Below are 25438 nucleotides of genomic sequence, written 5' to 3'. Positions count from 1 at the left end.
ATGATGGACCAGGACCCCCAACTCTCAGCAGCCCCAGGAGCCGGCGAGCCCGCCGAGGCCGATGCGACCCCATTGCTACAGCCCGCCGAGGGCGTTCCGGACGTCTGTGTGACGGCTGAAGAAATATCCTCTGCGGCAAAATCTTTGGCGAAAGGCAGCGGCCCCTTCGCGATCGACGCCGAACGTGCGTCGGGCTTCCGCTACTCCAATCGCGCCTACCTGGTGCAGATCCGCCGCTCCGGATCGGGAACCGCGCTGATCGATCCGGTCAACCACGGCGGCTCCCCCATCGACGCCATGGCGCCGGTGGCCGACGCCCTGGCCGCCGACGAATGGGTGCTCCACGCCGCCGACCAGGACCTGCCGTGCCTGTCGGAGATCGGTCTGCGGCCCGGCAAGCTCTACGACACCGAGTTGGCGGGCCGGCTGGCCGGTTTCGAACGCGTCAACCTGGCTGCCATGGTGCAACGCCTGCTCGGCCTGCAGCTGATGAAAGGCCACGGCGCGGCCGACTGGTCCAAGCGCCCCCTGCCGGCGGAGTGGCTCAACTACGCCGCGCTGGACGTCGAGGTACTGCTGGAACTGCGTCACGCGATCGCGGCCGTCCTCGAAGAACAGGGCAAAACCGACTGGGCCGCACAGGAATTCGAGTATCTGCGGGCCTATGTGGCACAACCCACCCGGCGTGACCGTTGGCGGCGCACCTCCGGTATCCACAAGGTGCGCAACCCGCGCGCGCTGGCCGCGGTCCGCGAGCTGTGGACCACGCGCGACACCATCGCCCGCGGGCGCGACATCGCCCCCGGACGGATCCTGCCCGACTCGGCGATCATCAACGCCGCCACCGCCGATCCCAAGACGGTCGACGAGCTCGTCGCCCTGCCGGTCTTCGGCGGCTCCAAACAGCGCAAGAGCGCCAAGGTCTGGTTGGACGCCCTGAATCGGGCCCGCGAGACCACCGACCCGCCCGAGGCCAACGAAGCCCAGAACGGTCCGCCGCCGGCGGCACGCTGGGCCAGGCGCAAACCGGAGGCCGCTGCCCGACTGGAAGCCGCCCGTGCCGGTCTGGCCGAACTGTCGCAACGGGTGTCGGTGCCCGCCGAGAACCTCATCACCCCCGAGGTGGTGCGCCGGCTGTGCTGGGACTGGAACCCCACCGGCGACGTCGCCACCGCGATATCGGAGTTCCTCGTCGAGGCCAACGTCCGGCCCTGGCAGCGGGAGTTGACGATCCCGGTGCTGACCAAGGCGCTCAGCAGCGACTGACCCCGGCGTCAGTCGACCTGGTGGCCGACTTCCTCATCCACCGGCGCCCCGATCGCGGCGATCCATCCGGTGATCTGGCGCGCGATGTGCTGATCGGTCAGGCCGATCTCGGCGAGCACCTCGCCGCGGGAGGCATGGTCCTGGAACACCTGCGGGACACCGAGATCCCGGCACGGCACGTCGATCTCGGCGTGACGCAGCGCCGCGGACACCGACGAGCCGATGCCGCCGTGCACACCGTTGTCCTCCACGGTGACCACCAGTTTGTGCACCCGGGCCAGTTCACCGATGACCTCGGGAACCGGCAGCACCCAGCGGGGATCCACCACCGTGACCCCGATGCCCTGGTTGCGCAGCCGCTCGGCCACCGCCAGCGCCATCGACGCGAACGATCCCACTGCCACCAACAGCACGTCGTCGGTCAGACCGGCGGCCGGAACCGCGAGCACGTCGACTCCCCCACGCCGCTCGATCGCCGGAATGTCCTCGCCCACATCGCCTTTCGGGAAGCGGAGCGCGGTCGGGCCGTCGTTGACCGCCAGCGCCTCGGCGAGCTCCTCCCGCAGGCGCGCGCCGTCGCGCGGCGCGGCTGCGCGCAGACCCGGGATGATGCCCAGGATCGACAGGTCCCAGACCCCGTTGTGGCTGGCGCCATCCGGCCCGGTCACCCCGGCGCGGTCGAGCACCATGGTGACGGGCAGCTTGTGCAGCGCGACGTCCATCATCAGCTGGTCGAACGCCCGGTTGAGGAATGTCGAGTAGATCGCCACCACCGGATGCAGGCCGCCCATGGCCAGCCCGGCCGCCGAGGTCATCGCGTGCTGTTCGGCAATTCCGACGTCAAAGAACCGGTCCGGGAACCGATCCCGGAACGCACTCAGACCGGTCGGCCCCGGCATCGCCGCGGTGATCGCCACCACGTCCCGGCGTTTGGCGCCGATCTTGACGAGTTCGTCGGAGAACACCGAGGTCCACCCTGGACCCGAGGCCTTCGTCGGCAGCCCCGTCTCCGGATCGATGACGCCGCAGGCGTGCATCTGGTCGGCCTCGTCGTTCTCGGCGTGCGCGTAGCCCATGCCCTTACGGGTCACCACGTGCACGATCACCGGGGCCTTGAAACCACGGGCGTAACGCAGCGCGTTCTCCACCGCGTGCTCATCGTGACCGTCGATCGGGCCGACGTACTTGAGACCGAGGTCGGTGAACATCACCTGCGGGGCGATCGCGTCCTTGATGCCGGCCTTGATGCTGTGCATGCACTGGTAGCAGAACTCGCCGACGACAGGCAGGCCGCGCACGGCCTTGCGGCCCTCCTCCAGTAGCCGTTCGTAGCCGGGCTGCAGCCGCAGGCCCGCGAGGTGCTCGGCGAACCCACCGATGGTGGGCGCATAGCTGCGGCCGTTGTCGTTGACGACGATGACCACCGGCCGACCACCGGTGGCGATGTTGTTCAGCGCCTCCCAGCACATCCCGCCGGTCAGCGCACCGTCGCCGACCACCGCCACCACGTGCCGATTGCGGTGCCCGGTCAGCTCGAACGCCTTGGCCAGACCGTCGGCATAGGACAGCGCGGTACTGGCGTGGCTCGACTCCACCCAGTCGTGCTCGCTCTCGCTGCGCGACGGGTATCCCGACAAACCGTTCTTGGAACGCAAGGTGTCGAAATCCTGTGCGCGCCCGGTCAGCATCTTGTGCACGTAGGCCTGATGACCCGTGTCGAAGATGATCGGATCGTGTGGCGAATCGAACACACGGTGCAGCGCCAGGGTGAGCTCGACGACACCCAGATTGGGGCCAAGATGTCCGCCGGTTGCAGCCACCTTGTGGATCAGAAATTGCCGGATCTCGACCGCCAGATCACTCAATTGTGACTGCGACAGGTGCTGCAGATCAGCGGGACCGCGGACCTGTTCAAGCATTCCGCCAGTGTACGCACGCATCAGAAATCAGTCCTGTCGAGGCTGATAGACATCGGGCACCCCGTCGTGGTCGGCATCGAGGGTTTCCAACCGGTGGATTCGCCGGTATACGGCATTGCGCGAGACCAGAACCACCGATGCGAGCAGACCGGCAACCACCGATCCGGTGGCCACCGCGATCTTGACGTCGTCGTCGGCCACACTGGCGTGTCCGAACGCGAGTTCGCCGATCAACAGCGAGACCGTGAACCCGATACCGGCCAGCAAGGCGACACCCAGGACGTCGCGCCACGCGAGATCCTCGTCGAGGCTCGCGTGGGTGAAGCGGGCCAGCAGATATGTGGTGCCCAGCACGCCGATCGGTTTGCCGAGCACCAGGCCGGCGATCACGCCGATGGTCACCGGGTGCGTCAACGCCGTGGAGAAGCCCGACCAGCCGCCGACGGTCACGCCTGCGGCGAAGAACGCGAACACCGGGACGGCGAACCCGGCCGACAGTGGTCGCACCAGGTGTTCGAAGTGTTTGGCCGACGCGTGACGGCCCAGCACCGGCACGGTGAAACCCAACACCACCCCGGCCACCGTGGCATGTACGCCACTGGCATGCACGAGCGCCCAGGCCAACACCGCCGGCGGCAGCAGGATCCACCACTGCCGGGCGCCGCGCTGCACCGCGAGCGCGTACAGCCCGATCGGCACCAGCGCCCCCAGCAGCGGTGCGGGCGCCACATGGTCGGTGTAGAAGAGCGCGATCACGGTGATGGCCAGCAGATCGTCGACCACCGCCAGCGTCAACAGGAAGATCCGCAGCGCCGCGGGCAGGTGGGTGGACACCACCGCCAGCACCGCCAGCGCGAAGGCGATGTCGGTGGCGATCGGCACCGCCCACCCGTCGAGTGTCTCCGGGTGGCCCGAAAACACGTTGATCCCGACGAAGATCAGCGCAGGCACCACCATGCCGCCGACGGCCGCCGCGATCGGCAGCGCGGCCCGGGCCGGGTCCCGCAGGTCTCCCGCGACGAACTCCCGCTTGAGCTCCACGCCGACGACGAAGAAGAAGATGGCCAGCAGACCGTCGGCGGCCCAGGACGACAGGGACAGATCGAGCTGCAGCGACTGCGGGCCGATGACGAATTCCGAGAGCCGGTGGTAGCTGGACGACCATGGCGAATTGGCCCACACGAGCGCTGCGCCCGCCGCGGCCAGCAGCAGCGCCCCGCCGACGGTCTCAGTGCGCAGCAGGTCCGAGACCCGCTGCCATTCCGGCCATGATCCACGCGCCAGCAGGCGTCGGCCGCGGCCGTCACGGCGGTCAGTCATCCGGGCTCCTGAGGTCAGCATTCAACGATCGCCGACCAGACTTCCCGGCACACCTGCGGTTCACGCTAACAGGACGACCTGCGCGTCAATTCCACGACAAACCCGCCACTGCCGTGATTACGTAAAGTGGAGGCGAAGTCGATTAGTCCGGGGTGCTGGTTGAGTCCATTCGATCACTATTACGCGCGTACCGCCCTTCTTGCTGCGCAGGGCAAGCGCACCCTGATGCAACGCACCGTCGGCGTCACGATCATCGGGTTGAGCCTGATCCCGCTGTTGGTCCTGATCAGCCCGAAAGGTCCGCACGGTGCACTGCAATACGTGGCCGTGGGCGTCGGTGTCGGAGGGCTGACGCTGGCGCAGTGGTGGTGGCGGCGCCAGTGGCCCAGCCGCACCCAGTCCTGGATCGTCGTGTGTATCGGCACGGTCTGCATCGGGGCCACCTGCATCCTGCTGGTGGATCCGACGGTCGGCCTGCTCGGGTCCAGCTCGTTGAGCCTGATCACCGGCTACGCAGCCTTTCTGCACAGTCGGCGGGTGCTGCACCTGACCTGGCTGGCCTCGGCCGCGGTGGTGATCTGCCTCGGCGTGCGGGTGGGGCTGACCGACGTCTGGCTCGGTATCGCCGGCGCGCTCGTGTCGCTGCTGGTGATCCTGAGCACCTCGGCCCTGGTGCGGATCGCCGTCGAGCTGATCGAACCCGACCGCGTCCAGCACCCCGCCGAGATCGACCCGCTGACCGGTCTGCTCAACCGCGAGGCGTTCGACATGCACACCGCGACGATGCTGGGGTCCCACAGTCGCCACGACGATCAGTACCTGGTGGTCGTGGCGGTCGGTATCGACGACATGGCGCTGCTGAGCGACATGGACGGCAGCCACAGCACGCTGCACGCCCGCGTCGCCGTGGCGCAGGCGATGCGCGAGACGGTGCGGCACAAGGTGCCACTGGCCCATGTGTCCGACAGCGAATTCCTGATCGCCGACGTGTTCAAGACCAACGACCCCTCCCCGCTGGTGAACCGGATCCGCATGGCGATCACCACGACGCCCATGCGTCTGACCGCCAGCATCGGCACCGCGTGCAGCCAACTGCGGCCACTGACCGAGCTGCCCACCGAGCAGATCGTCGACGCCCTGGTGGCCCTGGCCGTCACCGCGATGAACCAGTCGAAGGCCGAGGGTGGCAATCGAGCCACCTACGCGCACTTCCCCACCCCGTCGATCGGGCCCGACGACCGCACCGAGTGAACGCTGCCGAGAACCGTCAGCGGGTCAGCACCGCGATGCATTCCACGTGGTGCGTCAGCGGGAAGGAGTCGAACACCCGCAGGTCCTCCACGGTGTAACCGTGTCGCAGATACATCCCGACGTCCCGGGCGAAAGATGCTGCCTCACAACCGATGTGGATGATCCGGGGCACCTCGGTCGCGGCCAGGGCGTCCAGCACCTCGCGCCCGGCCCCGGTGCGGGGCGGATCGAGCACCGCGACGTCCGGGCGTCCCGACTCGGCCGACAGTGCGCGACGCACCGAATCGGTGACCACCGAGACCCACGGCAGGTCGCCCAGCGCACTGCGGGCGGTGCGCGACGCCGCACGCGACGTGTCCACGGTCAGGATCCGACCGCTCGGCCCAACCTGCTGTGCCAGCGCGGCAGCGAAGACCCCGGCACCGCCGTAGAGATCCCACGCGGTCATGCCCGGTTGCAGTTCGGCCCACTCGGCGATCAGCCGGCTGTAGAGGGCGGCCGCGTCACGGTGGGCCTGCCAGAACGCGGTCACCGGCAGCATCCACTCTCGGCCACCGACCCGCTGCACCGCCTCGTAGTCCCCCTCGACGACCCGCGTCGCATTCTTCGGACCGGCCGCACGGCGACCTGTGCGGCTGGTCTTCGGGCCGGACTGCACGACGTGTCGACGACCGTCGGCGTCCAACACCGCGTGCAAGTGCGCGCCCGGAGTCCAACGCGTCGTCTCCAGGCCGGCGGTCAACTCGGCAGGCAGTTGCCCACATTCGAGGTCGGTGACCAGCTCGGCGCTGTGGTAGCGGTGAAAACCGGCCCGGCCGTCGGATGTGGTGTCCAACCGCACACGGGTCCGCCAGCCCCGCGCGGCGCCGTCGCCGACCGCCTCGGCGACAGCCGTCTGCTCGTCGCGCCAGGTGAACCCACCGAGCCGAGAAAGTTGATTGGCCACCACCGAACCCTTGAGGCGGCGCGCCGCCCGGGGCTCGACGAACGCCAGATCGCAGCAGCCCGCGCCGTGCACCCCGGCGATCGGACACAGCGGATCGACGCGGTCCGGGGACGGTTCCAAGACCTCGACCACCTCGGCGTGCCAATACGATCCGCGTTCGTCGAAGACGTTGACCCGCACCGTCTCACCGGGGATCGCATACCGGACGAAGACCACCCGCCCCTCGTGACGCGCCACGCAGCTGCCACCATTGGCTGCCGACTCCGTGGTCAGGATGAGCTCGGTCACTCCAGGAACCCTCTGCGGGCATCACCGGGGGTGGCACGCGGCTGCAGCGCCTTCAACCGCTCCGACGAATTCAATTGCCACGGAACCGAGGTCACCATCACGTTCGGCATGAACAGCAGCCGGCCCTTGAGCCGCAACGCACTCTGGTTGTGCAGCACCTGCTCCCACCAGTGACCGACGACGTATTCGGGGATGAACACCGTCACCACGGTCCGCGGCGATTCCTTCGTCACCCGTTTGACGTAATCGAGTACCGGGCGCGTGATTTCGCGGTAGGGCGAGGCGATCACCTTCAGCGGCACGCTGATGTCGCTGTCCTCCCACTGGTGCACCAGGGCGCGGGTCTCGGCGTCGTCCACGCTCACCGTGATCGCCTCGAGCACGTCCGGCCGGGTGGCCCGGGCATACGCCAGCGCGCGCTTGGTGGGCAGATGCAGTTTGGACACCAGGACCACCGCATGGTTGCGGCTCGGCAACACGATGTCGCCGCCCTCGCTCTCGTCCTGCGCGTCGAGCTCGCGGGCGACGGTGTCGTAGTGCTTGTGGATCAGCTTCATGATCACGAACAGCGCACTCATCGCCAAGATCGCGATCCACGCGCCGGCGGCGAACTTCGTCACCACCACGACCACCAGCACCGCGCCCGTGGCGGTGAGCCCGACGGCGTTGATGATGCGCGACCGCATCATCTTCCGGCGCACCGCCGGATCGGTCTCGGTGCGCAACAACCGGGTCCAGTGCCGCACCATGCCGATCTGGCTGAGCGTGAACGAGACGAACACCCCGACGATGTAGAGCTGGATCAGCGCAGTCACCTCGGCCCGGAACGCGACCACGAACGCCATGGCCGCAAGCGCCAGGAACAGGATGCCGTTGGAGAACGCCAGCCGATCACCGCGGGTGTGCAGCTGCCGCGGCAGGTAGCGGTCCTGCGCCAAAATCGAACCGAGGACCGGGAACCCGTTGAACGCGGTGTTGGCCGCCAACATCAGGATCAGCGCGGTCACCCCGGCGATCAGATACAGACCGACCGGGAAATCGTGGAACACCGCATCGGCGAGCTGGGCGATCAAGGTCTTCTGGTGGTAATCGGCAGGCGCACCGATCAGCTGCTCGTGCGGACGCTCGGCGATCTTCACCCCGGTGGCCTTGGCCAGCAGGATGATGCCCATCAGCAGTGTCACCGAGATCACGCCGAGCAGCAGCAGGGTGGTTGCCGCGTTACGCGACTTGGGTTTCCGGAAGGCCGGCACGCCGTTGCTGATCGCCTCGACCCCGGTCAGCGCCGCCGAACCCGACGAGAACGCGCGCGCCACCAGGAACACGAGTGCGAAGCCCAACACCTCGCCGTGTTCGGGATGCATCTCGAAGCCGGCGGATTCCGCACGCAAGGGGTGACCCAGAACATAGATCTGGAACAACCCCCAACCCAACATGACGAACATGCCGACCATGAACGCGTAGGTGGGAATCGCGAACGCGGTCCCGGACTCTCGCAGCCCGCGCAGGTTCATCGAGGCCAGCAACAGGATCGCCACCACCGCGAACAACACCTTGTGCTGCGCGACGAACGGCACCGCCGAGCCGATGTTCGACATCGCCGACGACATGGAGACCGCCACCGTCAGCACGTAATCCACCATGAGTGCGCTGGCCACCGTCAGACCGGCGGTGGGCCCGAGGTTGGTGGTGACGACCTCGTAATCACCACCACCGGACGGGTAGGCATGCACGTTCTGCCGGTAGCTGGCGATCACGATCAGCATGACGGCGGCCACCGCCAACCCGATCCACGGGGTGAGCGAGTAAGCCGTCAGGCCGGCCACCGACAGCACCAGGAAGACTTCCTCGGGCGCGTAGGCCACCGAGGACAGGGCATCGGAGGCGAACACCGGCAGGGCGATCCGCTTGGGCAACAGGGTGTGCGAGAGCTTGTCGCTGCGGAACGGCCGCCCCAGTACCAACCGGCGCGCTGCCGTCGAAAGCTTGGACACGAGAGCCAAGACTAAGCCCGAACACGAAAAGTCGTCACAAAGCTGTAGCGTTCGAGGACACGGATAGAGCAACAGCACTTCTCTGCGACCGGAAAGGACCGTCGGGTGCGTGTAGTCGTCATGGGGTGCGGTCGAGTGGGCGCGTCCCTCGCGGACAGCCTGGCCCGCATCGGCCACGAGGTTGCGGTGATCGACCGCGACAGCGCCGCGTTCCATCGGCTTTCGCCGGAGTTCGCCGGGGAACGTGTGCTCGGTATGGGTTTCGACCGCGATGTCCTGCTACGCGCCGGAATCGAAGAGGCCGGTGCGTTCGCCGCCGTCTCCTCCGGTGACAACTCCAACATCATCTCGGCGCGGGTGGCCCGCGAGACGTTCGGTGTCGAGCGCGTGGTGGCCCGGATCTACGACGCCAAACGCGCCGCGGTCTACGAACGGCTGGGCATCCCGACCGTGGCCACGGTGCCGTGGACCACCGATCGCCTGCTCAACGTGCTGACCAGAGAGACCGAGACCACAAAATGGCGCGACCCCTCGGGCAACGTGGGCGTGGCCGAACTCCCGTTGCACCAGGACTGGGCCGGGCATCTGGTCACCGAGCTGGAGGCAGCGACCGGCGGCCGGGTCGCCTTCATGATCCGGTTCGGCAGCGGTTATCTACCCGAGCCGAAGACCGTGATCCAAGCCGGCGACCAGGTGTACGTCGCCGCGGTGTCGGGCCACATCGCCGAGGCGCTGGCGATCGCGGCGCTGCCGCCGAGCGAGGACTTGGAGTCCCACTGATGAAAGTTGCCATCGCCGGAGCGGGGGCTGTAGGTCGTTCCATCGCCCGCGAGTTGCTGGAGAGCAACCACGACGTCACCCTGCTCGAACGCAACCCCGACCACATCGACGAGGACGCCATCCCGGCCGCGCACTGGCGGCTGGGCGATGCCTGCGAGCTCACCATGATGGAGTCGATCAAGCTCGAGGAATTCGACGTGGTGATCGCGGCGACGGGTGACGACAAGGCCAACGTCGTGGTCAGCCTGCTGGCCAAGACCGAGTTCGCGGTGCCCCGGGTGGTCGCCCGGGTCAACGATCCGCGCAACGAGTGGCTGTTCGACGAGAACTGGGGCGTCGACGTGGCGGTGTCGACGCCGCGCATGCTGGCCTCACTGGTCGAGGAGGCCGTGGCGGTCGGTGATCTGGTCCGGTTGATGGAGTTCCGCAAGGGGCAGGCCAACCTGGTCGAGATCACGCTGCCCGACGACACGCCTTGGGGCGGCAAACCAGTCAAGCGCCTCGATCTACCCCGCGACACCGCGCTGGTGACCATCCTGCGCGGCGCCCGGGTGATCGTGCCCGAGTCCGACGAGCCGCTGGAGGGCGGCGATGAACTGCTGTTCGTCGCGGTCACCGAATCCGAGGACGAACTGCGCGAGCTGCTGCTGCGTCCGGCGCCGCGTTAATCGGAGTCGACGCCGGGTGTCGCATCGGCGGCGTGCACCGCACGCTGTGCGGCCCGGATGGCCAGATAGGTCACCAGTGCTGCGACGGCGGTCAGCGGCCAGCCCATCGCGATCCGAGCGAAACCCAGCCAACCGGTCTCGTCGGCGTCATAGAGGTACTCCTGCACCAAAAACCGCGACCCGAACACCGCGACCCAGGTCAGCGTGGCGATGTCGAAGGCCACCACGGCCCCACGCACACTGCGCCACTCCCGGTCGTGGGTGTTCACCCAGCCCCAGATGTAGCCGACCACCGGGCGGCGGATCAGCACCGAGACCCCGAACACCACGGCCCACAGCAGTGATGTCCAAATGCCAAGCAGGAAGTACCCTTTCGACTCCCCGACCAGATACGCGATGAGCGCGCTGACGCCTACGGCGAAGAAACCCGACACCGCGGGCTGCGCGGATTCGCGGCGGATCAGCCGCCAGATCAAAATGAGGGTCGCCACACCGAGCGCTGCGGCGATCGCGGGCCCGAGCCCGAACGCCGTGGACACCGGGACGAACACCACCACGGGCAGCGACGAATAGATGAGACCGCTGACCCCGCCCATCTGATCCAGCACGGCCCGTCCGCCGCCATGGGCAGGAGTCAGCGCCGGCTCGCTCTCGGGGGGTTGAGGTGCGTTGCCTGTGTTCTCGGTGCCTGTGTTCTCGGCCTGGCTCACTTCTGGATTTCGTAGCGTGGGTTGTAGATCGCTTTGGTGCCGTTCTCCAGCTTGCCGACGCGGCCGTGGACCCGCAGCGTGCACCCGGATTCGATACCCGGAATGCGGCGCTGCCCCAACCACACCAGCAGCACCGAGTCGGTGCCGTCGAACAGTTCGGCTTTGATGCCGCCAGAACACCCCTTGCCGTTACATTCGACGCTGCGCAGGGTGCCGACCATCGTCACTTCCTGGCCGCGCTGAACGTCGATCGCCTTCAGCGCGCCGGTGTTCGCGGCTTCATCGCTGAGCACTTCGACATCAAGCTGTTCGGGGTCTTCCGTCAGGCGTCGCGTGAGCCGGCGCAGATACCCTTCGGCCGTAGCCATGGCCTCTCCTGACCTTCTGCGGATCCACTGTGAATCCGCCCAACCAACGCCACGGTAGACCTCTTATTCGACGAATGCCACGTGGGGTACGGGTCGGCGCGCCGACGATTTGACGGGGCAGGCACGATCATGTGATGAGCGTCATTCTGCGCGGTGTCCCAACCGTTCTGCTGCCTGGGACCGGGTCCGACGACAACTATGTCTACCGGGCGTTTTCCGGGGCACTGCACGACCTCGACGCGCTTGTGGTGACGCCGCCGCCGACGCCGGAGCGGCTCATCGAGGGCTATCTGCACGCACTCGACGACGCGGCGCGCTCGGGCCCGATCGCGGTCGGCGGCGTGTCGATCGGCGCAGTGGTCGCGGCCAGATGGGCACTCGACCATCCCACTCGGACAGTGGCGGTGCTGGCCGCCCTGCCGCCGTGGACGGGTTCGTCCCAGCACGCCCCGGCCGCCCTGCTGGCCCGGCAGTCAGCCGATCTGTTGCGTCGGGACGGCCTGGCGTCCGCGATCACACAGATGCGGGCCGCCAGCATGCCGTGGCTGGCCGACGAGCTGGCCCGGTCCTGGGTGGGCCAGTGGCCGACGCTGCCCGCGGCGATGGAGGAAGCGGCCGGCTACCGCGCGCCGGACTGCGCCGAACTCGAACTGCTCAAGGTGCCGATGGGTGTCGCGGTGGCCACCGACGATCCTGTGCATCCGGCCGAAGTCGGCTACGAGTGGGTGGCCGCAGCGCCGCAGGCAGCCTTGCGCTCCGTCACGCTCGAACAGATGGGCCTCGACACCGGCGCGCTGGGTGCCGCCTGTGTCGCGGCGTTGCAGGACGCGGTCGACGCGCCCGTCGCCGGCTGAGGGAGCTGCTTTCCGCCGGTTATCCGCCGGTGATGGTGCGAAGCTGCTGCATCGCCGATCCCTGGACGCTGCGCCGCGCGGCCGGTTCGGCCGGCGGCTGCTCCGACGGCTGCGGCTGAGCGGCGGCCATCTGCTGGGCAGCTTGCTGCATCGCCGCCTGTTGTGCTGCGGCGCGCAGTTGGGCCGCCATCGGCTCGGGCAGCTGCACCGCCAGCGGCGTGCGCACCGGGAGCGGCGTGTCACCCCGACGAATCACACTGTCGGCCAACGACGTCCGAGCCTCGTCGGCCAGCGCGTCGATGGTTTCCGGCGAACCGTTGACCACGCAGCGCACCATCCAGCGGTATCCGTCGACGCCGATGAAGCGCACCACGCCACCGTTGCCCACGCCGACGACCTCGCGTCCCCACGGGCCGTCCTGGATGCTGACCGAGGTCGCGTCCTTGCGCAGCGAGTCGGCGAGCTCACCGGCCACCTCACGCCACAAGCCCGCACTCTTGGGCGCGGCGTAGGCCGCGATGGTGAAACGTCCGTTGGGCGTCACCACCCATACCGCGCTGGGTGCCCCGGCCTCGTTGAGCTCGACCTGGACCTGCCCGCCGTCGGGCATGGGGATCAGTACCGAGCCGAGGTCGAGGCGACCCTGCACGGCAACCGCCGGATCGTCGAAGTCCTCGACGTCGAACGGCCCCTGATCGATGTCGTCGGTGACGTCCGCCGAGGCGGACGGATCAGCCACCGGCTGACCTTCCTGCCGGTCAACGGCGTCTTCAGCCGAAGCGTTGCTCTTGCGTTTTCCGAATGCCATCACAAACTCGCATGTCCGCCGGAGGAGCCGTGGCCGCCGTCGCCACGGGTGGTGTCGGCCAGGCCGGCCTCGTCGAACGAGGTCACCTCAACCAACTCGGGCAGTTCTACCCGCTGAACCAACAGCTGGGCAATCCGGTCACCGCGGTTGACCACGATCGGCGTGTCGGGGTCGAGGTTGATCAGCGAGATCTTGATCTCGCCGCGGTAGCCGGCGTCGATGGTGCCCGGGCTGTTGACGATCGAAAGGCCCACGCGGGCAGCCAAACCCGACCGCGGATGGACCAGCCCAACCATGCCGTGCGGGATGGCAACGGCGATCCCGGTGGGTACCAGCGCCCGCTGGCCGGGGGCCAGTTCGACATCCTGCGCGCTGTAGAGGTCTACGCCCGCATCACCATCGTGCGCCCGGCTGGGCATCGGGAGTTCGCGGTCCAATCGGACGACCGCCAGAGAGGTGGACACGACGTCACAGATTACTCTGAGCCGCGTGTCAGACACGCGTGCAACCACCCAAAGCGTTCACTATCGCGAGCGTTTGTGGGTGCCGTGGTGGTGGTCGCTGCCCGCTGCCGTGCTGGCAGCGGTGATTGCGTTCGAGATCGGCCTGGCGGCGCCGGCCATTCCGGCATGGCTGCCCTACGTGCTGCTGTTCGGCGTGGCGGCGGCGGTGCTGATGTGGTTCAGCAAGACCGAGCTGAAGGTGGTGGGCCACCCCGGCGGGGACACCGAGTTGTGGATCGGTGACGCGCATCTGCCGACCGATGTCATCTCGCGCACCGCCGAGGTGCCGCGGTCGGCGAAATCGGCGGCGCTGGGGCGTCAACTCGATCCGGCCGCTTATGTCGTGCACCGGGCCTGGATCGGCCCGTTGGTGCTGGTCGTCCTCGACGATCCGGATGACCCCACGCCGTACTGGTTGATCAGTTCGCGGCGCCCGGATCGGGTCCTGGCGGCGCTCCGCGGCGGAGCCGCGAATACAGCGTGAGCGGCTGAGCCGCGAATCAAACTGCAGCGGCGGAGCCGCGAATCCGGCTTGAGCGGCTGAGCCGCTGTCAGGCCGCGCAGTCGGTGCAGATCATCACGCCGTTCTTCTCACTGGCCAGCCGGCTCCGGTGATGCACCAGAAAGCAGCTGGAGCAAGTGAACTCGTCGGCCTGCTTCGGCACCACCCGCACCGACAGCTCTTCGCCGGACAGGTCTGCGCCGGGCAACTCGAACGACTCGGCGGTTTCCGATTCGTCGACATCCACCACGGCTGATTGCGCCTCGTTGCGCCGCGCCTTGAGCTCTTCCAGCGAGTCCTCGGAAACCTCGTCAGCTTCGGATCGCCGCGGGGCGTCGTAGTCGGTAGCCATCGTCTGTGTCCCCTCCCTTACCTTGCAGCAGAGGTTTGTACCAGCGTCGAACGCATTCCCCAAATGATTCGTGCCCGTATTGCCACACGTTCCACTGTGATTTACGTCACAGTGGGGTCTGAGCTCTGCTGCATCTGCGGCCGCGGTTGCCCTTAGAGTGCAGGTGTGGTCGCGCAAATCACCGATGGCACCGCCTTCGACCGGCATGGTCGCCCGTTCCGTCGGCGCAGTATCGTTCCCGGCATCGTGCTGTTCGTCGCACTTGCGCTGGTGACGCTGATCGTCTGGATCATCGCGCTCAACCAACCCACCGATGTCCACGAGGCCGCGGTCTGCAACGACCCACCGCCTGCGGCCGACCCGGCAACTCCGAAACTGGGCGAACAGGTGGCCCGCTCGGCGATGACGGAGGTCACCCCCGCGCCGCTGGCCGAAACCAAGATCAGGGTGCTCAATGCCAGCGGGCAGGGCGGTCAGGCCAGCGAGGTGGCCGGGGCGCTGCGCGATCTGGGCTTCGCCCAACCGGAGGCGGCCAACGATCCGATCTACTCCGCCACCCGGCTGGAATGCCAGGGCCAGATCCGGTTCGGTCCATCCGGCCGCGGCGCCGCCGCGGCGCTGTGGCTGGTGGCCCCTTGCACCGAGTTGTTCCAGGACGAAAGGCCGGACGCCACAGTCGATCTCGCCTTGGGCACCGAGTTCAGCGAACTGGCCAGCAGTGACAACATCAACGCGGTGCTGGCCAGCCTGCGCCCGGACGCCACCGCGCCGTCCGACCCCGAACTGCTGTCAAAGATCCATACCGGCGCCTGCTAGCGCGTCGTGTAGGGCGTCGGCGATACCCGGCGCCGACGCGGCCACCCGCTCGATATCGGAGGAGTTCGGCACCCACACCGTGGCTCCGGACTCGGCGGCGATCAGCGCCGCCGCGGCCCAGTCCCAGACCTGAACGCCCTCTTCGTAGTAGGCGTCCAACCGGCCCGCGGCCACCATGCACAGATCGAGCGCGCACGAACCGATGCGGCGGATGTCGCGCACCGCGGGCAGGATGTGGGCCAACACGCCGGCCTGCCGGGCGCGTCGGACCGTGTCGTAGGCGAATCCCGTGCCCAACAACGCCATGGACAGGTCCTCGGCGCCGCTGCACCTCAGCGGGATTCGAGCCCCGGACCGAACCACCTCGGCCCCATGGCCGAGCGCTGCCGAATACACCTCACCGGCGGCCACATCGGCCACGGCGCCGGCCACCGACCGTCCGTCGTATTGCACGGCCACCGACACGGCATAGGCGGGGATTCCGTAGACGAAGTTCACCGTGCCGTCGATCGGGTCGATCACCCAACTCAGCCCGTGACGCCCGTCGTGGCGGCCGCCTTCCTCCTCCCCCAGGATCGCCTCCCCTGGGCGTAACACCGCCAGCCGCTCGCGCAACCACCGTTCGGTCTCGGTATCGACGATCGTGACGGGGTCCGTCGGCGTGCTCTTAGATCTGACAGTCCGGACGTCGTCACGTCCCCGCGCCCCGTCGGAGTGCGCCGCGGTACCGAACACCTCGGCACGGCGGCGCAGGACGAACTCGGCGGCTTCGGTGGCCAGTTGCTCGGCGACCACCCGCAGGGCCGGAGCATCGAATCTGTTGTCTGTCACCGCTCTATCGCAACATCTTCCGGCCGAAAAGTCGCCTCGGCGTGGATGACAGCACGGGGCGCCCAGCGTTCGATCGCAAGGTGCAACCGCCGCGCCGTTCAGCGATTAGGGTGGGGGCGCTGCCTTGGTTTGTCCCTCCGCCTGTCCGCAAAGGAGCACCCATGACCGCACCCGACACGTCCGCACCAGGTTCAGGGCCCACCGGCGAGTCGGGCCGCCGCGGATTCGGTGTCGACGTCGGCGGCAGCGGAATCAAGGGAGGGATGGTCGACCTCGACACCGGCCAGTTGATCGGCGAGCGGTTCAAGCTCGACACGCCGCAGCCGGCGACCCCTGACGCGGTGGCGAAAACGGTGGCTGCGGTGGTTGCCGAGTTCGGCTGGACCGGACGGGTGGGTGTCACCTACCCGGGCGTCGTCACCGACGGCATCGTGCGCACCGCCGCCAATGTCGACAAGGGTTGGATCGGCGTCAACGCCGCCGAGGTGATCAGCGCAGCACTCGGCGGTCAACCGGTGCGCGTGCTCAACGACGCCGATGCGGCCGGGCTCGCCGAGGAGCACTACGGGGCAGGCAAGGACAACTCCGGTGTCGTGGTCCTGCTGACGTTCGGCACCGGTATCGGCTCGGCGGTGATCCACAACGGTGTGTTGTTGCCCAACACCGAGTTTGGCCATCTGGAGGTAGGCGGCAAGGAGGCCGAACACCGGGCCGCATCCTCGGTCAAGGAACGCAAGGACTGGAGTTACGCGCGCTGGACCGAAGAGGTGAACAAGGTTCTGGTGGCCATCGAGAATGCGATCTGGCCGGACCTGTTCATCGCCGGTGGCGGCATCAGCCGCAAGGCCGACAAATGGCTGCCGCTGTTGAAGATCCGTACCCCGATCGTGCCCGCGGCGTTGCTCAACACTGCGGGCATCGTGGGTGCCGCCATGGCCAGTCAGGAACCCGCAGTAATTCTCGGGCCACAAGCTACCGTGGGGTAACTTTGCCGCTTCGCCGCGATGAGCTGTCGAAATTTGCCGCTCGGCGCGGTGTACACCCACACTGTCGTTACAATGGTCTTCGGCGGCCGCCTACCGAATAGCGGTGAATATCCCAGACGATAAGAACGCCGACATTCGACAGCAGACGCTTTCGGTGGAGTATGCCCATGCCCACTGAAAAATACGCGAGACCGAAAGGGTGTACGTGGCAGCGACAAAGGCAAGCCCGGCGACCGACGAGCCGGTGAAGCGCACCGCTACCAAGACTCCCGCCAAGAAGGCCCCAGCCAAGCGGGCAGCCAAGAGCACCGCAGCCAAGGCCGAGGGCGGCACCGCCACCAAGCCACGCGCGGCAGCCAAAAAGGCTCCGGCCAAGCGGGCCGCCAAGGCCGCGGCCAAGCCGGAAGACGTCAACGACGATCTCGAGACCACCGACGATCTGGAGGCCGAGCCCGGCGAGGATCTCGACGTCGACGACACCGACCTCGAGCTCGACGACGATCTCGACACCGATGACGACGTCGAGGATTCCGACGACGACGAGGACGAAGACGACGCCGAGGACGGCAAGGATGCCAAGGCGGCCACACCGGCCGCCAAGCCCGCCGAGGGAGATGACGAGCATCCCGAGCCATCGGAGAAGGACAAGGCCTCCGGCGACTTCGTCTGGGACGAAGAAGAATCCGAGGCCCTGCGGCAGGCCCGCAAGGACGCCGAGCTCACGGCATCGGCCGACTCGGTCCGCGCCTACCTGAAGCAGATCGGCAAGGTGGCGCTGCTCAACGCCGAAGAAGAGGTCGAGCTCGCCAAGCGCATCGAGGCCGGCCTGTTCGCCACACAGAAGCTCGCCGAGCTGGTGGAAAAGGGCGAGAAGCTGCCCGTGCAGCAGCGCCGCGACATGCAGTGGATCTGCCGCGACGGCGACCGTGCCAAGAACCACCTGCTGGAAGCCAACCTGCGCCTCGTGGTCTCACTGGCCAAGCGCTACACCGGCCGCGGCATGGCGTTCCTGGATCTCATCCAGGAGGGCAACCTCGGCCTGATCCGCGCGGTCGAGAAGTTCGACTACACCAAGGGTTACAAGTTCTCCACCTACGCCACCTGGTGGATCCGCCAGGCCATCACCCGTGCCATGGCCGACCAGGCCCGCACCATCCGTATCCCGGTGCACATGGTCGAGGTGATCAACAAGCTCGGCCGCATCCAGCGTGAGCTGCTGCAGGACCTGGGCCGCGAGCCCACGCCCGAAGAGCTGGCCAAAGAAATGGACATCACGCCGGAGAAGGTGCTGGAGATCCAGCAGTACGCGCGTGAACCCATCTCGCTGGACCAGACCATCGGCGACGAGGGTGACAGCCAACTCGGTGACTTCATCGAGGACTCCGAGGCCGTGGTGGCCGTCGACGCGGTGTCCTTCACCCTGCTGCAGGATCAGCTGCAGTCCGTGCTGGAGACGCTGTCGGAGCGCGAGGCCGGCGTGGTGCGGCTGCGGTTCGGCCTGACCGACGGCCAGCCGCGCACCCTCGACGAGATCGGTCAGGTCTACGGCGTCACCCGTGAGCGCATCCGCCAGATCGAGTCGAAGACCATGAGCAAGCTGCGTCACCCGAGCCGCTCCCAGGTGCTGCGCGACTACCTGGACTGAGTCCCCGACAGCCAGAGAAGATCGGCCGCCCCGTCGGGGCAGCCGCCTGGGAGCTACGGCGACGGCGCGTCGCCGGCCAGCGGCGCGAATCGCCCGTCGGCATCGGGCGCATAGCGCGTGGTGGACATCACAGCGGCCACCGGAAGCGGGCCGTACAGGTGCGGGAACACCATGGCCTCGGGGTCCGTTGGCACTCCGGGCTCCCAGCGCACCGGATCCGCCAACTTGGCCGGGTCGATGTGCAGCAGCACCAGGTCGCGGCGCCCGAAGTAGAGCCGGTTGGCGGGCAGATGCACCTGTTCGGGGGCCGAGAGGTGGATGAAGCCCTGCGTGATCAAGGAGTCCGGCCGGTACTCACTGCCACCCTGGGCCCGCCGCCAATCATCGGCGCCGCACAAGTGAACCAGGACACGCGGCAATCGATGCATATCCTCAGCCTGCCCGGTCAGCAACGCGCCGGCCAAGTGAGACACGACACACCGGTGTACCCCTGGGGAACAACACCGGAAGCCAAAACGTCTGACAGAGTAGACATACGCAGTCTCGGCGCCTTTGCCGGGACGCGCAGAGCAGAAGACGGAGGAGCCATGAACGCAACTCTGACAAGTCCGGAGCTAACCAGAGCCGATCGCTGCGATCGTTGCGGCGCTGCCGCACGGGTGCGCGCGAAGCTACCCTCAGGAGCCGAGTTGCTCTTCTGCCAGCACCACGCGAACGAACACGAAGCCAAGCTGGTCGAGTTGGCCGCGGTGCTGGAGACCAGCGCCGCAGACGCCTGACGGCCATCAGCTGCCATCTCCGACACCACCCGCCTGGGCAGGAGCACGTTTCGTCAGTAATGCTTGACTGGTCATGACTGGCCAGCCGCTACCAGTACCACCATCACGCCACCACATCTGGCATCTCACTCGACGCACGTTGTCGAAGAGCTGGGACGATTCCATCTTTTCGGAGTCGGCACAGGCGGCGTTCTGGTGCGCGTTGTCCCTGCCTCCCCTCCTGCTGGGGATGCTGGGCAGCCTGGCGTACATCGCGCCGCTGTTCGGGCCGGATACGTTGCCGACGATCCAGGATCAGCTGATCAACGCGGCGAACAGCTTCTTCTCCCCCAACGTCGTCAACGAGATCATCGAGCCGACGATCCGCGACATCGTCAAGGGTGCCCGCGGCGAGGTGGTGTCGATCGGCTTCGTGATCTCGCTGTGGGCCGGGTCGTCGGCGGTGTCGGCATTCGTGGATTCCATCGTGGAGGCCCACGGTCAGACGCCGCTGCGCCATCCGGTGCGGCAGCGGTTCTACGCGCTCGGCCTGTACGTGATCATGCTGCTGTTCGCGATCGCGGCGGCACCGGTGGTGGCGCTGGGGCCCCGGGCGATCTCCGAGCACATCCCCGACACCCTCGACAACGTGCTCCGTTACGGCTACTTCCCGGCGTTGTTCCTCGCGATCTTCGTCGGCGTGACGGTCCTGTACCGGGTGTCATTGCCCGACCCGATTCCGACGCACCGCCTGGTGCTGGGCGCGGTGCTGGCCACCGTGGTCTTCCTTGTGGCCACATTCGGCCTGCGGATCTACCTGACGTGGATCACCAGTACCGGCTACACGTACGGGGCGCTGGCCACGCCGATCGCATTCCTGTTGTTCGCATTCTTCCTGGGGTTCGCCATCATGCTGGGCGCCGAACTCAACGCCGCGATACAGGAAGAATGGCCCGCCGCGGATACGCATGCCAGGCGCTTGCGGGAGTGGCTGGAGGTCAGGGCGCTCAACGGTGGCGCTCAGGCACCGGTCGGAACACCGGGGCCCGAGCGCACTGACCCGCCTACTTCTTGAGGGATTCGTAGATCTTCTTGCAATCCGGGCACACCGGCGAGCCGGGCTTGGCCGCCTTCGTCACCGGAAAGACCTCGCCGCACAGCGCAACCACGTGTGTACCCATGACGGCACTTTCGGCGATCTTGTCCTTCTTGACGTAATGGAAGAACTTCGGGCTGTCGTCGTCGGTCCCGTCGTCGACGCGTTCGTCGGTGTCCGGGCGCTCGATGGTTTGGGTCTGCATGTCCTTATTCTGCCTGGCTGGGACGCGCACCGAAATCCACCTGTCGCCACCCGGGCGAGGTGTGGAACAGTAGAGGTATGAAACAAAGCCACGAGCTGAGTTTCGACGACGATTTCGGCGACGATTTCGGCGAGGAAGCCCGCCCGATCCTCATCACCCAGGCCGCACCCGCCTACGAAGTGCAGCACCGTCAGCGCGTGCGCAAGTACCTGACATTGATGGCCTTCCGCATCCCGGCACTCATCCTGGCCGCGGTCGCCTACAACATCTGGCAGAACGGACTGATCTCTCTGGGGATCATCCTTGTCTCGATTCCGTTGCCGTGGATGGCAGTACTGATCGCCAACGATCGACCGCCGCGCCGAGCCGAAGAGCCACGCCGCTACGCCGGCCACGGGAACCGGATTCCGCTGTTTCCCACCGCCCAGCGGCCGGCCCTGCAGAGCGACGGATATGTGGCGCCGCAACCGGACCGGGATCGATCCGACGACGATGACCCCAGCTGAGCGGCTTCTTTAGCTATTCTCAGGACATTCTCAGGTCGGTCCGGAAAAACTGCAGCTCAACGGGCATGAAACCGGCCATCGGCGGGAACTCTCAAGGGGCCTACGACGTTGTAGGTCATGACAGTTCGAGCCGATCAGGAGGCCGTCATGGCAAATGCCACCACAAGCCGCGTCGACAGTGATCTGGACGCCCAGAGCCCTGCCGCCGACCTCGTGCGCGTGTATCTGAACGGCATCGGTAAAACGGCGTTGCTCAATGCCGCCGATGAAGTTGAGCTGGCCAAGCGGATCGAAGCGGGCCTGTACGCCCAGCACGTGCTGGACACGAAAAAGCGCCTCGGTGAGAACCGCAAGCGTGACTTGGCCACTGTGGTCCGTGATGGTGAGGCTGCCCGTCGACACCTGCTGGAGGCCAACCTGCGTCTGGTGGTCTCTCTGGCCAAGCGCTACACCGGCCGCGGCATGCCGCTGCTGGACCTGATCCAGGAGGGGAACCTGGGTCTGATCCGTGCGATGGAGAAGTTCGACTACACCAAGGGCTTCAAGTTCTCCACGTACGCCACCTGGTGGATCCGGCAGGCGATCACCCGCGGGATGGCCGATCAGAGCCGCACCATCCGGCTCCCCGTCCACCTCGTCGAGCAGGTCAACAAACTGGCCCGGATCAAGCGCGAGATGCACCAGAACCTCGGTCGCGAGGCCACCGACGAGGAACTGGCCGAGGAGTCCGGCATCCCGGTCGAGAAGATCAACGACCTGCTGGAGCACAGCCGCGACCCGGTGAGCCTGGACATGCCGGTGGGTACCGACGAGGAAGCCCCGCTGGGCGACTTCATCGAGGACTCCGAGGCGATGTCGGCCGAGAACGCCGTCATCTCCGAGCTTCTGCACACCGACATCCGCCACGTGCTGGCCACCCTCGATGAGCGTGAACAGCAGGTCATCCGGTTGCGGTTCGGTCTCGACGACGGCCAGCCCCGCACACTCGACCAGATCGGCAAGCTGTTCGGCCTGTCGCGTGAACGGGTCCGACAGATCGAGCGCGAGGTGATGGCCAAGCTGCGCAACGGCGAGCGGGCGGATCGGCTCCGCTCCTACGCCAGCTAGTCCCCCCATGGCATGCCCCGCCGGTTTCCGGCGGGGCATGTCGTTTTTGCGGGCGTGTCCTGGCGTTTCCCCGGCCGGGATGGATGGCCCGACGCCCCGGTGATGCACCGCAGATAGACCGCCGAGAACGGTAGACTGTCGGTTGACGTTTGGGCTGGGAAGGCGCGCATGAACGATCTGGTCGACACCACAGAGATGTACCTCCGGACTATCTACGACCTCGAGGAAGAGGGCGTGGTGCCGCTGCGTGCGCGTATTGCCGAGCGCCTCGATCAAAGCGGACCGACGGTCAGTCAGACGGTGTCGCGGATGGAACGCGATGGCCTGCTGCACGTCGCGGGCGACCGCCACTTGGAGCTGACCGAGAAGGGCCGCGCCCTCGCTGTGGCCGTGATGCGTAAGCACCGGCTCGCCGAACGACTGTTGGTCGACGTGATCGGATTGCCGTGGGAGGACGTGCACGCTGAGGCCTGCCGCTGGGAACACGTGATGAGTGAGGATGTCGAGCGCCGGCTGGTCCAGGTGCTCGACAACCCGACCACCTCACCGTTCGGCAACCCCATCCCCGGCCTCGCCGACCTGGGTGTCGGCACGATCGGTATCGACGATGTCAGCCTCGTGCGGCTCACCGAGCTTCCGGTCGGATTGCCGGTGGCCGTGGTGGTGCGCCAGCTCACCGAACACGTCCAGGGCGACACCGAGCTCATCGGCCGGCTCAAGGATGCCGGTGTGGTGCCCAATGCCAGGGTCACCGTGGAGGCCACCGACCACGGCGGTGTGATGATCGTGATTCCCGGGCACCAGCAGGTGGAACTGCCCCATCACATGGCGCACGCGGTCCGCGTCGAAAAGGTCTGACACCTCAACCTCAACCGGCCCGTCGGCCCCACGTCCGGCGTGGCGGCAACTGCACGCCGAGTTGCTCGGCCATCCGATACCCGGTGATCGCCAACTCCCGGATGCGTTCGGGTCGCATCCCCGATTGCAGTGCGGTGTCGAGCATTCCGGCCATCCGATGGGTCGGTCTGGCCTGTAGGGCAGCATCCAGCGATACCCCGGCCAGTGGGCCGTCGCCGCGCGCGTACGCCGAAAATGCCAGGAGAACAAGCGCTTCCACACGCCACGGTTCCGGCAGATTGCGGGCCAGCATGCCCCACAGGGCTTCGGCCTGCTCCGCGCACTCCCCGACCGCCAACGCGTAGAGCGTGTCGCGGACCCTGGGATCGGCCAGCCCGAGTGCCAATCGCGCCACCTCGGCATGAGCGGGCACCTGCCCGTCGGCCACCTGCAAGGCCGCGGCCATCACGGCCTCGACGTCGCCGCGCACATCGGCATCGGGACGGGCCTCCGGACACCCGGGCCGTTGCGTCGCGAACGCCAACGAACGCTTCATCGACGCCGCAGCGACCGGATCGGGCTCGATCACCTGCAGCAGTTCGTCGCGGCTGGCGTAGAGCCGCCGACCGTCCAGCACCGCGGCGGCCGCCAGCGGGGAGGCATCCGGATCATCGACATATCCCGCTTCGCCACAGCCGTCGGCGCAGCGCCAGCGGCCACCCGCGGCCACTCGGTCCACGACATGCGCGGCATAGAGTTCGATGCCGACGGCTGCCAGGTCCCGGTCCAACATCAGTGCCTGATCGCGGTAGCGGTCATCACAGGTCTGGCAGTCCGCACTGTGCTCACATCCCGCGTCCACGATGACCGCGATCACCGCGTCCGCGCCTGCCGCGTCCGCCAGTTCGACCAGATGCTCGATGCGCTCGGCCATGTCGGTCATGTCAGTGCTCAGGTCGGCGCGCATGACGCAACCCAATTCACCGCGGCTGACGGTGACGACGACGAGGCTCTGCTGTGGCACGAAGCCCAGAACCGCCGGTAATGCGGCGATCAGCGCACCCGGCCGGTTGAGGTGGTAGTCGAATTGCGGGGCGGACGATGGTGTTGTCATGGACCGACCGTGTCAACCGGCACCGTCAAACCGCGACTCCGCGGGCGCCTCGGCCGGTGGCTGGGGATGAATCCTGCGCTGGGGATAAGCCGCGCGCACTTCCGGTCTAGCAGTCCGAATCGAACGCGGCCGGCGCGGAATCGCCGTCGCCGCCGGCCTCGGCCCGGGCCAGCAGAGCTGCGATCCGCCCGTCGAATCGCGGTGAATAAGAGACGTCGTCGTCGCAGCCGCCGCCGTCGAGCCCGCCGACCAATCCCGTCACCGTCGACCCGGAAACCCACGGTGCACCGCTGAATCCGTCGGTGAGGCCGGCGCAGGCCAAAGCCGGAAATCCCTGCGGCGACCACTCAGTCGCGCCGCGACAGGCCAGTGGACTGCCGCCTTCACCCATGGGGTAACCGGTCACCGTGACCGCGGTGCCCGCCGCCGGCGCCGAACCCAGCGTCAGTCCGCCGCCGGCGTCGGCCAGCAGGCTGGAGCCGGAACGGCCGGTCACCCGCACGATGGCGTAGTCGGCCTGTGGGTCCTGCCCGTCGGTCCAACGTGGATCCAGATAGACGGTGCTGACGTGCCACGTGTCCCCGCCGCCCTCGCCGTAGCCGGGCACGAACGTCGTGTCGGCGCCGTCGAGGAGGCAGTGTGCCGCGGTGAGGATGAGATCGCCGGTGGTGCTGTCCAGCACCGAGGCGCTGCAGGTGTGCATCGTGGTGTCGCCGAGGAACAGCGCGCCCACCCGTCGATCCGGCGTCACCGTCTCGGCCCCGGCGTGTGACAACGGGTCCGCCGCCGCCGGTGGATGACTCGGCGCAGCCATGGGGCCGGTGGACCCGGCCCCCACCGTTCTGCTGCCCGACACGGCGCACGCCGAGACCCCGGCGGCCAGCACAGCCGCGCCGACTGTGAGCTTTGCCATCCAGGTCACGCGCATCACCGCAATCTTGCCTGATTGTGGGCAGGCCCGTCGGAATGCCGCACACCGCCCGGCGCGTTCGAACGCACAGGCGGGGC

At 67.4% G+C, this 25438-nt stretch carries 28 protein-coding genes; 14 read left to right on the top strand and 14 right to left on the bottom strand.

All coding sequences use genetic code 11. The features are described from left to right. Positions 1-3 precede the first annotated feature (3 nt). The gene (locus tag A5733_RS15690; protein WP_076240789.1) at positions 4-1266 is read left to right on the top strand and encodes a ribonuclease D; all 1263 of its coding nucleotides are present in this window, start codon (positions 4-6) and stop codon (positions 1264-1266) included. Positions 1267-1274: 8 nt separating this feature from the next. On the opposite strand, the gene dxs is transcribed toward A5733_RS15690, so the two are convergent. Together dxs and nhaA are read right to left on the bottom strand one after the other, a co-directional pair. Further along, a complete protein-coding gene (dxs, locus tag A5733_RS15685) occupies positions 1275-3185 on the bottom strand; it encodes a 1-deoxy-D-xylulose-5-phosphate synthase (protein WP_076240769.1) in 1911 nt (636 codons plus the stop codon). Between the two features lie 27 nt (positions 3186-3212). After that, positions 3213-4505, bottom strand: a complete 1293-nt coding sequence (gene nhaA, locus A5733_RS15680; RefSeq protein ID WP_076240768.1) for a Na+/H+ antiporter NhaA — start codon at positions 4503-4505, stop codon at positions 3213-3215. 159 nt (positions 4506-4664) lie between these two features. On the opposite strand from nhaA, the gene A5733_RS15675 reads away from it, so the two are divergent. Further along, positions 4665-5756: a GGDEF domain-containing protein gene (locus A5733_RS15675; RefSeq protein WP_067770462.1), complete on the top strand. Its 1092-nt coding sequence runs from the start codon at positions 4665-4667 to the stop codon at positions 5754-5756. Between the two features lie 16 nt (positions 5757-5772). On the opposite strand, the gene A5733_RS15670 is transcribed toward A5733_RS15675, so the two are convergent. Next, entirely contained in the window at positions 5773-6990 is a 1218-nt protein-coding gene (locus A5733_RS15670) for a class I SAM-dependent RNA methyltransferase (RefSeq protein ID WP_076240767.1), read from the bottom strand. After that, entirely contained in the window at positions 6987-8984 is a 1998-nt protein-coding gene (locus tag A5733_RS15665) for an APC family permease (RefSeq protein ID WP_076240766.1), read from the bottom strand. Before A5733_RS15665 ends, A5733_RS15670 begins: the two co-directional genes overlap by 4 nt. 105 nt (positions 8985-9089) lie before the next feature. Here A5733_RS15665 and A5733_RS15660 point away from each other — a divergent pair, with 105 nt between their 5' ends. Continuing rightward, positions 9090-9764: a TrkA family potassium uptake protein gene (locus A5733_RS15660; RefSeq protein WP_142254020.1), complete on the top strand. Its 675-nt coding sequence runs from the start codon at positions 9090-9092 to the stop codon at positions 9762-9764. Next, on the top strand, positions 9764-10432 hold the full coding sequence (locus tag A5733_RS15655) for a TrkA family potassium uptake protein (RefSeq protein ID WP_067776689.1): 669 nt from the start codon (positions 9764-9766) through the stop codon (positions 10430-10432). The genes A5733_RS15660 and A5733_RS15655 overlap by 1 nt, the downstream gene beginning before the upstream one ends. Here the strand turns inward: A5733_RS15655 and A5733_RS15650 are convergent. Then, positions 10429-11028, bottom strand: a complete 600-nt coding sequence (locus A5733_RS15650; protein ID WP_142254024.1) for a DUF3159 domain-containing protein — start codon at positions 11026-11028, stop codon at positions 10429-10431. The genes A5733_RS15655 and A5733_RS15650 overlap by 4 nt on opposite strands. Positions 11029-11138: 110 nt before the next feature. Further along, the gene (locus tag A5733_RS15645; protein ID WP_067776695.1) at positions 11139-11510 is read right to left on the bottom strand and encodes an OB-fold nucleic acid binding domain-containing protein; all 372 of its coding nucleotides are present in this window, start codon (positions 11508-11510) and stop codon (positions 11139-11141) included. Positions 11511-11644: 134 nt separating this feature from the next. Here A5733_RS15645 and A5733_RS15640 point away from each other — a divergent pair, with 134 nt between their 5' ends. After that, the gene (locus tag A5733_RS15640; RefSeq protein WP_076240763.1) at positions 11645-12364 is read left to right on the top strand and encodes an alpha/beta fold hydrolase; all 720 of its coding nucleotides are present in this window, start codon (positions 11645-11647) and stop codon (positions 12362-12364) included. Positions 12365-12383: 19 nt separating this feature from the next. Here A5733_RS15640 and A5733_RS15635 read toward each other — a convergent pair whose 3' ends face one another. Beyond that, positions 12384-13172, bottom strand: a complete 789-nt coding sequence (locus A5733_RS15635; protein ID WP_076240762.1) for a DUF3710 domain-containing protein — start codon at positions 13170-13172, stop codon at positions 12384-12386. Beyond that, positions 13172-13636, bottom strand: coding sequence for a dUTP diphosphatase (gene dut / locus A5733_RS15630; protein ID WP_067776704.1), 465 nt, complete (start codon positions 13634-13636; stop codon positions 13172-13174). The genes A5733_RS15635 and dut overlap by 1 nt, the downstream gene beginning before the upstream one ends. A 25-nt stretch (positions 13637-13661) precedes the next feature. Here dut and A5733_RS15625 point away from each other — a divergent pair, with 25 nt between their 5' ends. Continuing rightward, complete coding sequence (locus A5733_RS15625) at positions 13662-14159, top strand: DUF3093 domain-containing protein (RefSeq protein ID WP_076240761.1); 498 nt, start codon at positions 13662-13664, stop codon at positions 14157-14159. 67 nt (positions 14160-14226) lie between these two features. Here the strand turns inward: A5733_RS15625 and A5733_RS15620 are convergent, their stop codons facing one another. Then, positions 14227-14529, bottom strand: coding sequence for a DUF4193 domain-containing protein (locus A5733_RS15620; protein WP_003880601.1), 303 nt, complete (start codon positions 14527-14529; stop codon positions 14227-14229). A gap of 165 nt (positions 14530-14694) precedes the next feature. Here A5733_RS15620 and cei point away from each other — a divergent pair, with 165 nt between their 5' ends. Next, positions 14695-15345, top strand: a complete 651-nt coding sequence (cei, locus tag A5733_RS15615) for an envelope integrity protein Cei (RefSeq protein ID WP_076240760.1) — start codon at positions 14695-14697, stop codon at positions 15343-15345. Here cei and A5733_RS15610 read toward each other — a convergent pair. Next, a complete protein-coding gene (locus tag A5733_RS15610; RefSeq protein ID WP_076240759.1) occupies positions 15319-16176 on the bottom strand; it encodes an inositol monophosphatase family protein in 858 nt (285 codons plus the stop codon). The two genes, cei and A5733_RS15610, sit on opposite strands and share 27 nt — an antisense overlap. Before the next feature lie 161 nt (positions 16177-16337). On the opposite strand from A5733_RS15610, the gene ppgK reads away from it, so the two are divergent. Continuing rightward, entirely contained in the window at positions 16338-17162 is an 825-nt protein-coding gene (gene ppgK, locus A5733_RS15605; RefSeq protein WP_076240758.1) for a polyphosphate--glucose phosphotransferase, read from the top strand. Between the two features lie 205 nt (positions 17163-17367). After that, the gene (locus A5733_RS15600; protein ID WP_076240788.1) at positions 17368-18807 is read left to right on the top strand and encodes an RNA polymerase sigma factor; all 1440 of its coding nucleotides are present in this window, start codon (positions 17368-17370) and stop codon (positions 18805-18807) included. Between the two features lie 53 nt (positions 18808-18860). Here A5733_RS15600 and A5733_RS15595 read toward each other — a convergent pair whose 3' ends face one another. Continuing rightward, the gene (locus A5733_RS15595) at positions 18861-19235 is read right to left on the bottom strand and encodes a DUF952 domain-containing protein (RefSeq protein WP_076240787.1); all 375 of its coding nucleotides are present in this window, start codon (positions 19233-19235) and stop codon (positions 18861-18863) included. Positions 19236-19394: 159 nt separating this feature from the next. Between A5733_RS15595 and A5733_RS15590 the strand changes: the two genes are divergently transcribed. After that, positions 19395-19586, top strand: a complete 192-nt coding sequence (locus A5733_RS15590) for a hypothetical protein (protein WP_055113266.1) — start codon at positions 19395-19397, stop codon at positions 19584-19586. 73 nt (positions 19587-19659) lie between these two features. Beyond that, complete coding sequence (locus tag A5733_RS15585) at positions 19660-20640, top strand: YihY/virulence factor BrkB family protein (RefSeq protein ID WP_076240757.1); 981 nt, start codon at positions 19660-19662, stop codon at positions 20638-20640. On the opposite strand, the gene A5733_RS15580 is transcribed toward A5733_RS15585, so the two are convergent. After that, positions 20630-20866, bottom strand: coding sequence for a DUF3039 domain-containing protein (locus tag A5733_RS15580; protein ID WP_067765945.1), 237 nt, complete (start codon positions 20864-20866; stop codon positions 20630-20632). The two genes, A5733_RS15585 and A5733_RS15580, sit on opposite strands and share 11 nt — an antisense overlap. 77 nt (positions 20867-20943) lie before the next feature. Here A5733_RS15580 and A5733_RS15575 point away from each other — a divergent pair, with 77 nt between their 5' ends. The 3 genes from A5733_RS15575 (at position 20944) to A5733_RS15565 (ending at position 23337) form a co-directional block, all read left to right on the top strand. Beyond that, on the top strand, positions 20944-21372 hold the full coding sequence (locus tag A5733_RS15575) for a DUF3099 domain-containing protein (protein ID WP_067765942.1): 429 nt from the start codon (positions 20944-20946) through the stop codon (positions 21370-21372). A gap of 117 nt (positions 21373-21489) precedes the next feature. Then, positions 21490-22479 carry a sigma-70 family RNA polymerase sigma factor gene (locus A5733_RS15570; RefSeq protein WP_255376491.1) on the top strand — a complete coding sequence of 330 codons (990 nt, stop codon included), beginning with the start codon at positions 21490-21492 and terminating at the stop codon, positions 22477-22479. Between the two features lie 168 nt (positions 22480-22647). After that, positions 22648-23337: a metal-dependent transcriptional regulator gene (locus A5733_RS15565; protein ID WP_067765939.1), complete on the top strand. Its 690-nt coding sequence runs from the start codon at positions 22648-22650 to the stop codon at positions 23335-23337. A 10-nt stretch (positions 23338-23347) separates the two neighbouring features. Here the strand turns inward: A5733_RS15565 and A5733_RS15560 are convergent, their stop codons facing one another. Next, positions 23348-24430 carry a DUF4192 domain-containing protein gene (locus tag A5733_RS15560; RefSeq protein ID WP_076240756.1) on the bottom strand — a complete coding sequence of 361 codons (1083 nt, stop codon included), beginning with the start codon at positions 24428-24430 and terminating at the stop codon, positions 23348-23350. Between the two features lie 106 nt (positions 24431-24536). Further along, positions 24537-25343: a serine protease gene (locus tag A5733_RS15555; protein WP_369830943.1), complete on the bottom strand. Its 807-nt coding sequence runs from the start codon at positions 25341-25343 to the stop codon at positions 24537-24539. Positions 25344-25438: the final 95 nt, after the last annotated feature.

It is taken from the genome of Mycobacterium sp. NS-7484 (assembly GCF_001953975.1).
Lineage (GTDB): Bacteria > Actinomycetota > Actinomycetes > Mycobacteriales > Mycobacteriaceae > Mycobacterium.
The sequence above is the reverse complement of the archived record's forward strand: the minus strand, read 5'-3'. Positions and strand labels throughout refer to the sequence as shown.

Excerpts from the sequence above, each read along its gene's own strand:
- ppgK (WP_076240758.1), top strand. The coding sequence starts at position 16,338 with ATGACCGCACCCGACACGTCCGCACCAGGTTCAGGGCCCACCGGCGAG.
- A5733_RS15565 (WP_067765939.1), top strand. The coding sequence starts at position 22,648 with ATGAACGATCTGGTCGACACCACAGAGATGTACCTCCGGACTATCTAC.
- A5733_RS15655 (WP_067776689.1), top strand. The coding sequence starts at position 9,764 with ATGAAAGTTGCCATCGCCGGAGCGGGGGCTGTAGGTCGTTCCATCGCC.
- nhaA (WP_076240768.1), bottom strand. The coding sequence starts at position 4,505 with ATGACTGACCGCCGTGACGGCCGCGGCCGACGCCTGCTGGCGCGTGGA.
- A5733_RS15595 (WP_076240787.1), bottom strand. The coding sequence starts at position 19,235 with ATGCATCGATTGCCGCGTGTCCTGGTTCACTTGTGCGGCGCCGATGAT.
- A5733_RS15635 (WP_076240762.1), bottom strand. The coding sequence starts at position 13,172 with ATGGCATTCGGAAAACGCAAGAGCAACGCTTCGGCTGAAGACGCCGTT.
- A5733_RS15690 (WP_076240789.1), top strand. The coding sequence starts at position 4 with ATGGACCAGGACCCCCAACTCTCAGCAGCCCCAGGAGCCGGCGAGCCC.
- A5733_RS15620 (WP_003880601.1), bottom strand. The coding sequence starts at position 14,529 with ATGGCTACCGACTACGACGCCCCGCGGCGATCCGAAGCTGACGAGGTT.
- A5733_RS15585 (WP_076240757.1), top strand. The coding sequence starts at position 19,660 with ATGACTGGCCAGCCGCTACCAGTACCACCATCACGCCACCACATCTGG.
- A5733_RS15580 (WP_067765945.1), bottom strand. The coding sequence starts at position 20,866 with ATGCAGACCCAAACCATCGAGCGCCCGGACACCGACGAACGCGTCGAC.
- A5733_RS15570 (WP_255376491.1), top strand. The coding sequence starts at position 21,490 with ATGACAGTTCGAGCCGATCAGGAGGCCGTCATGGCAAATGCCACCACA.
- A5733_RS15650 (WP_142254024.1), bottom strand. The coding sequence starts at position 11,028 with ATGGGCGGGGTCAGCGGTCTCATCTATTCGTCGCTGCCCGTGGTGGTG.
- A5733_RS15640 (WP_076240763.1), top strand. The coding sequence starts at position 11,645 with ATGAGCGTCATTCTGCGCGGTGTCCCAACCGTTCTGCTGCCTGGGACC.
- A5733_RS15575 (WP_067765942.1), top strand. The coding sequence starts at position 20,944 with ATGAAACAAAGCCACGAGCTGAGTTTCGACGACGATTTCGGCGACGAT.
- A5733_RS15560 (WP_076240756.1), bottom strand. The coding sequence starts at position 24,430 with ATGACAACACCATCGTCCGCCCCGCAATTCGACTACCACCTCAACCGG.
- dxs (WP_076240769.1), bottom strand. The coding sequence starts at position 3,185 with ATGCTTGAACAGGTCCGCGGTCCCGCTGATCTGCAGCACCTGTCGCAG.
- A5733_RS15645 (WP_067776695.1), bottom strand. The coding sequence starts at position 11,510 with ATGGCTACGGCCGAAGGGTATCTGCGCCGGCTCACGCGACGCCTGACG.
- A5733_RS15590 (WP_055113266.1), top strand. The coding sequence starts at position 19,395 with ATGAACGCAACTCTGACAAGTCCGGAGCTAACCAGAGCCGATCGCTGC.
- A5733_RS15555 (WP_369830943.1), bottom strand. The coding sequence starts at position 25,343 with ATGGCAAAGCTCACAGTCGGCGCGGCTGTGCTGGCCGCCGGGGTCTCG.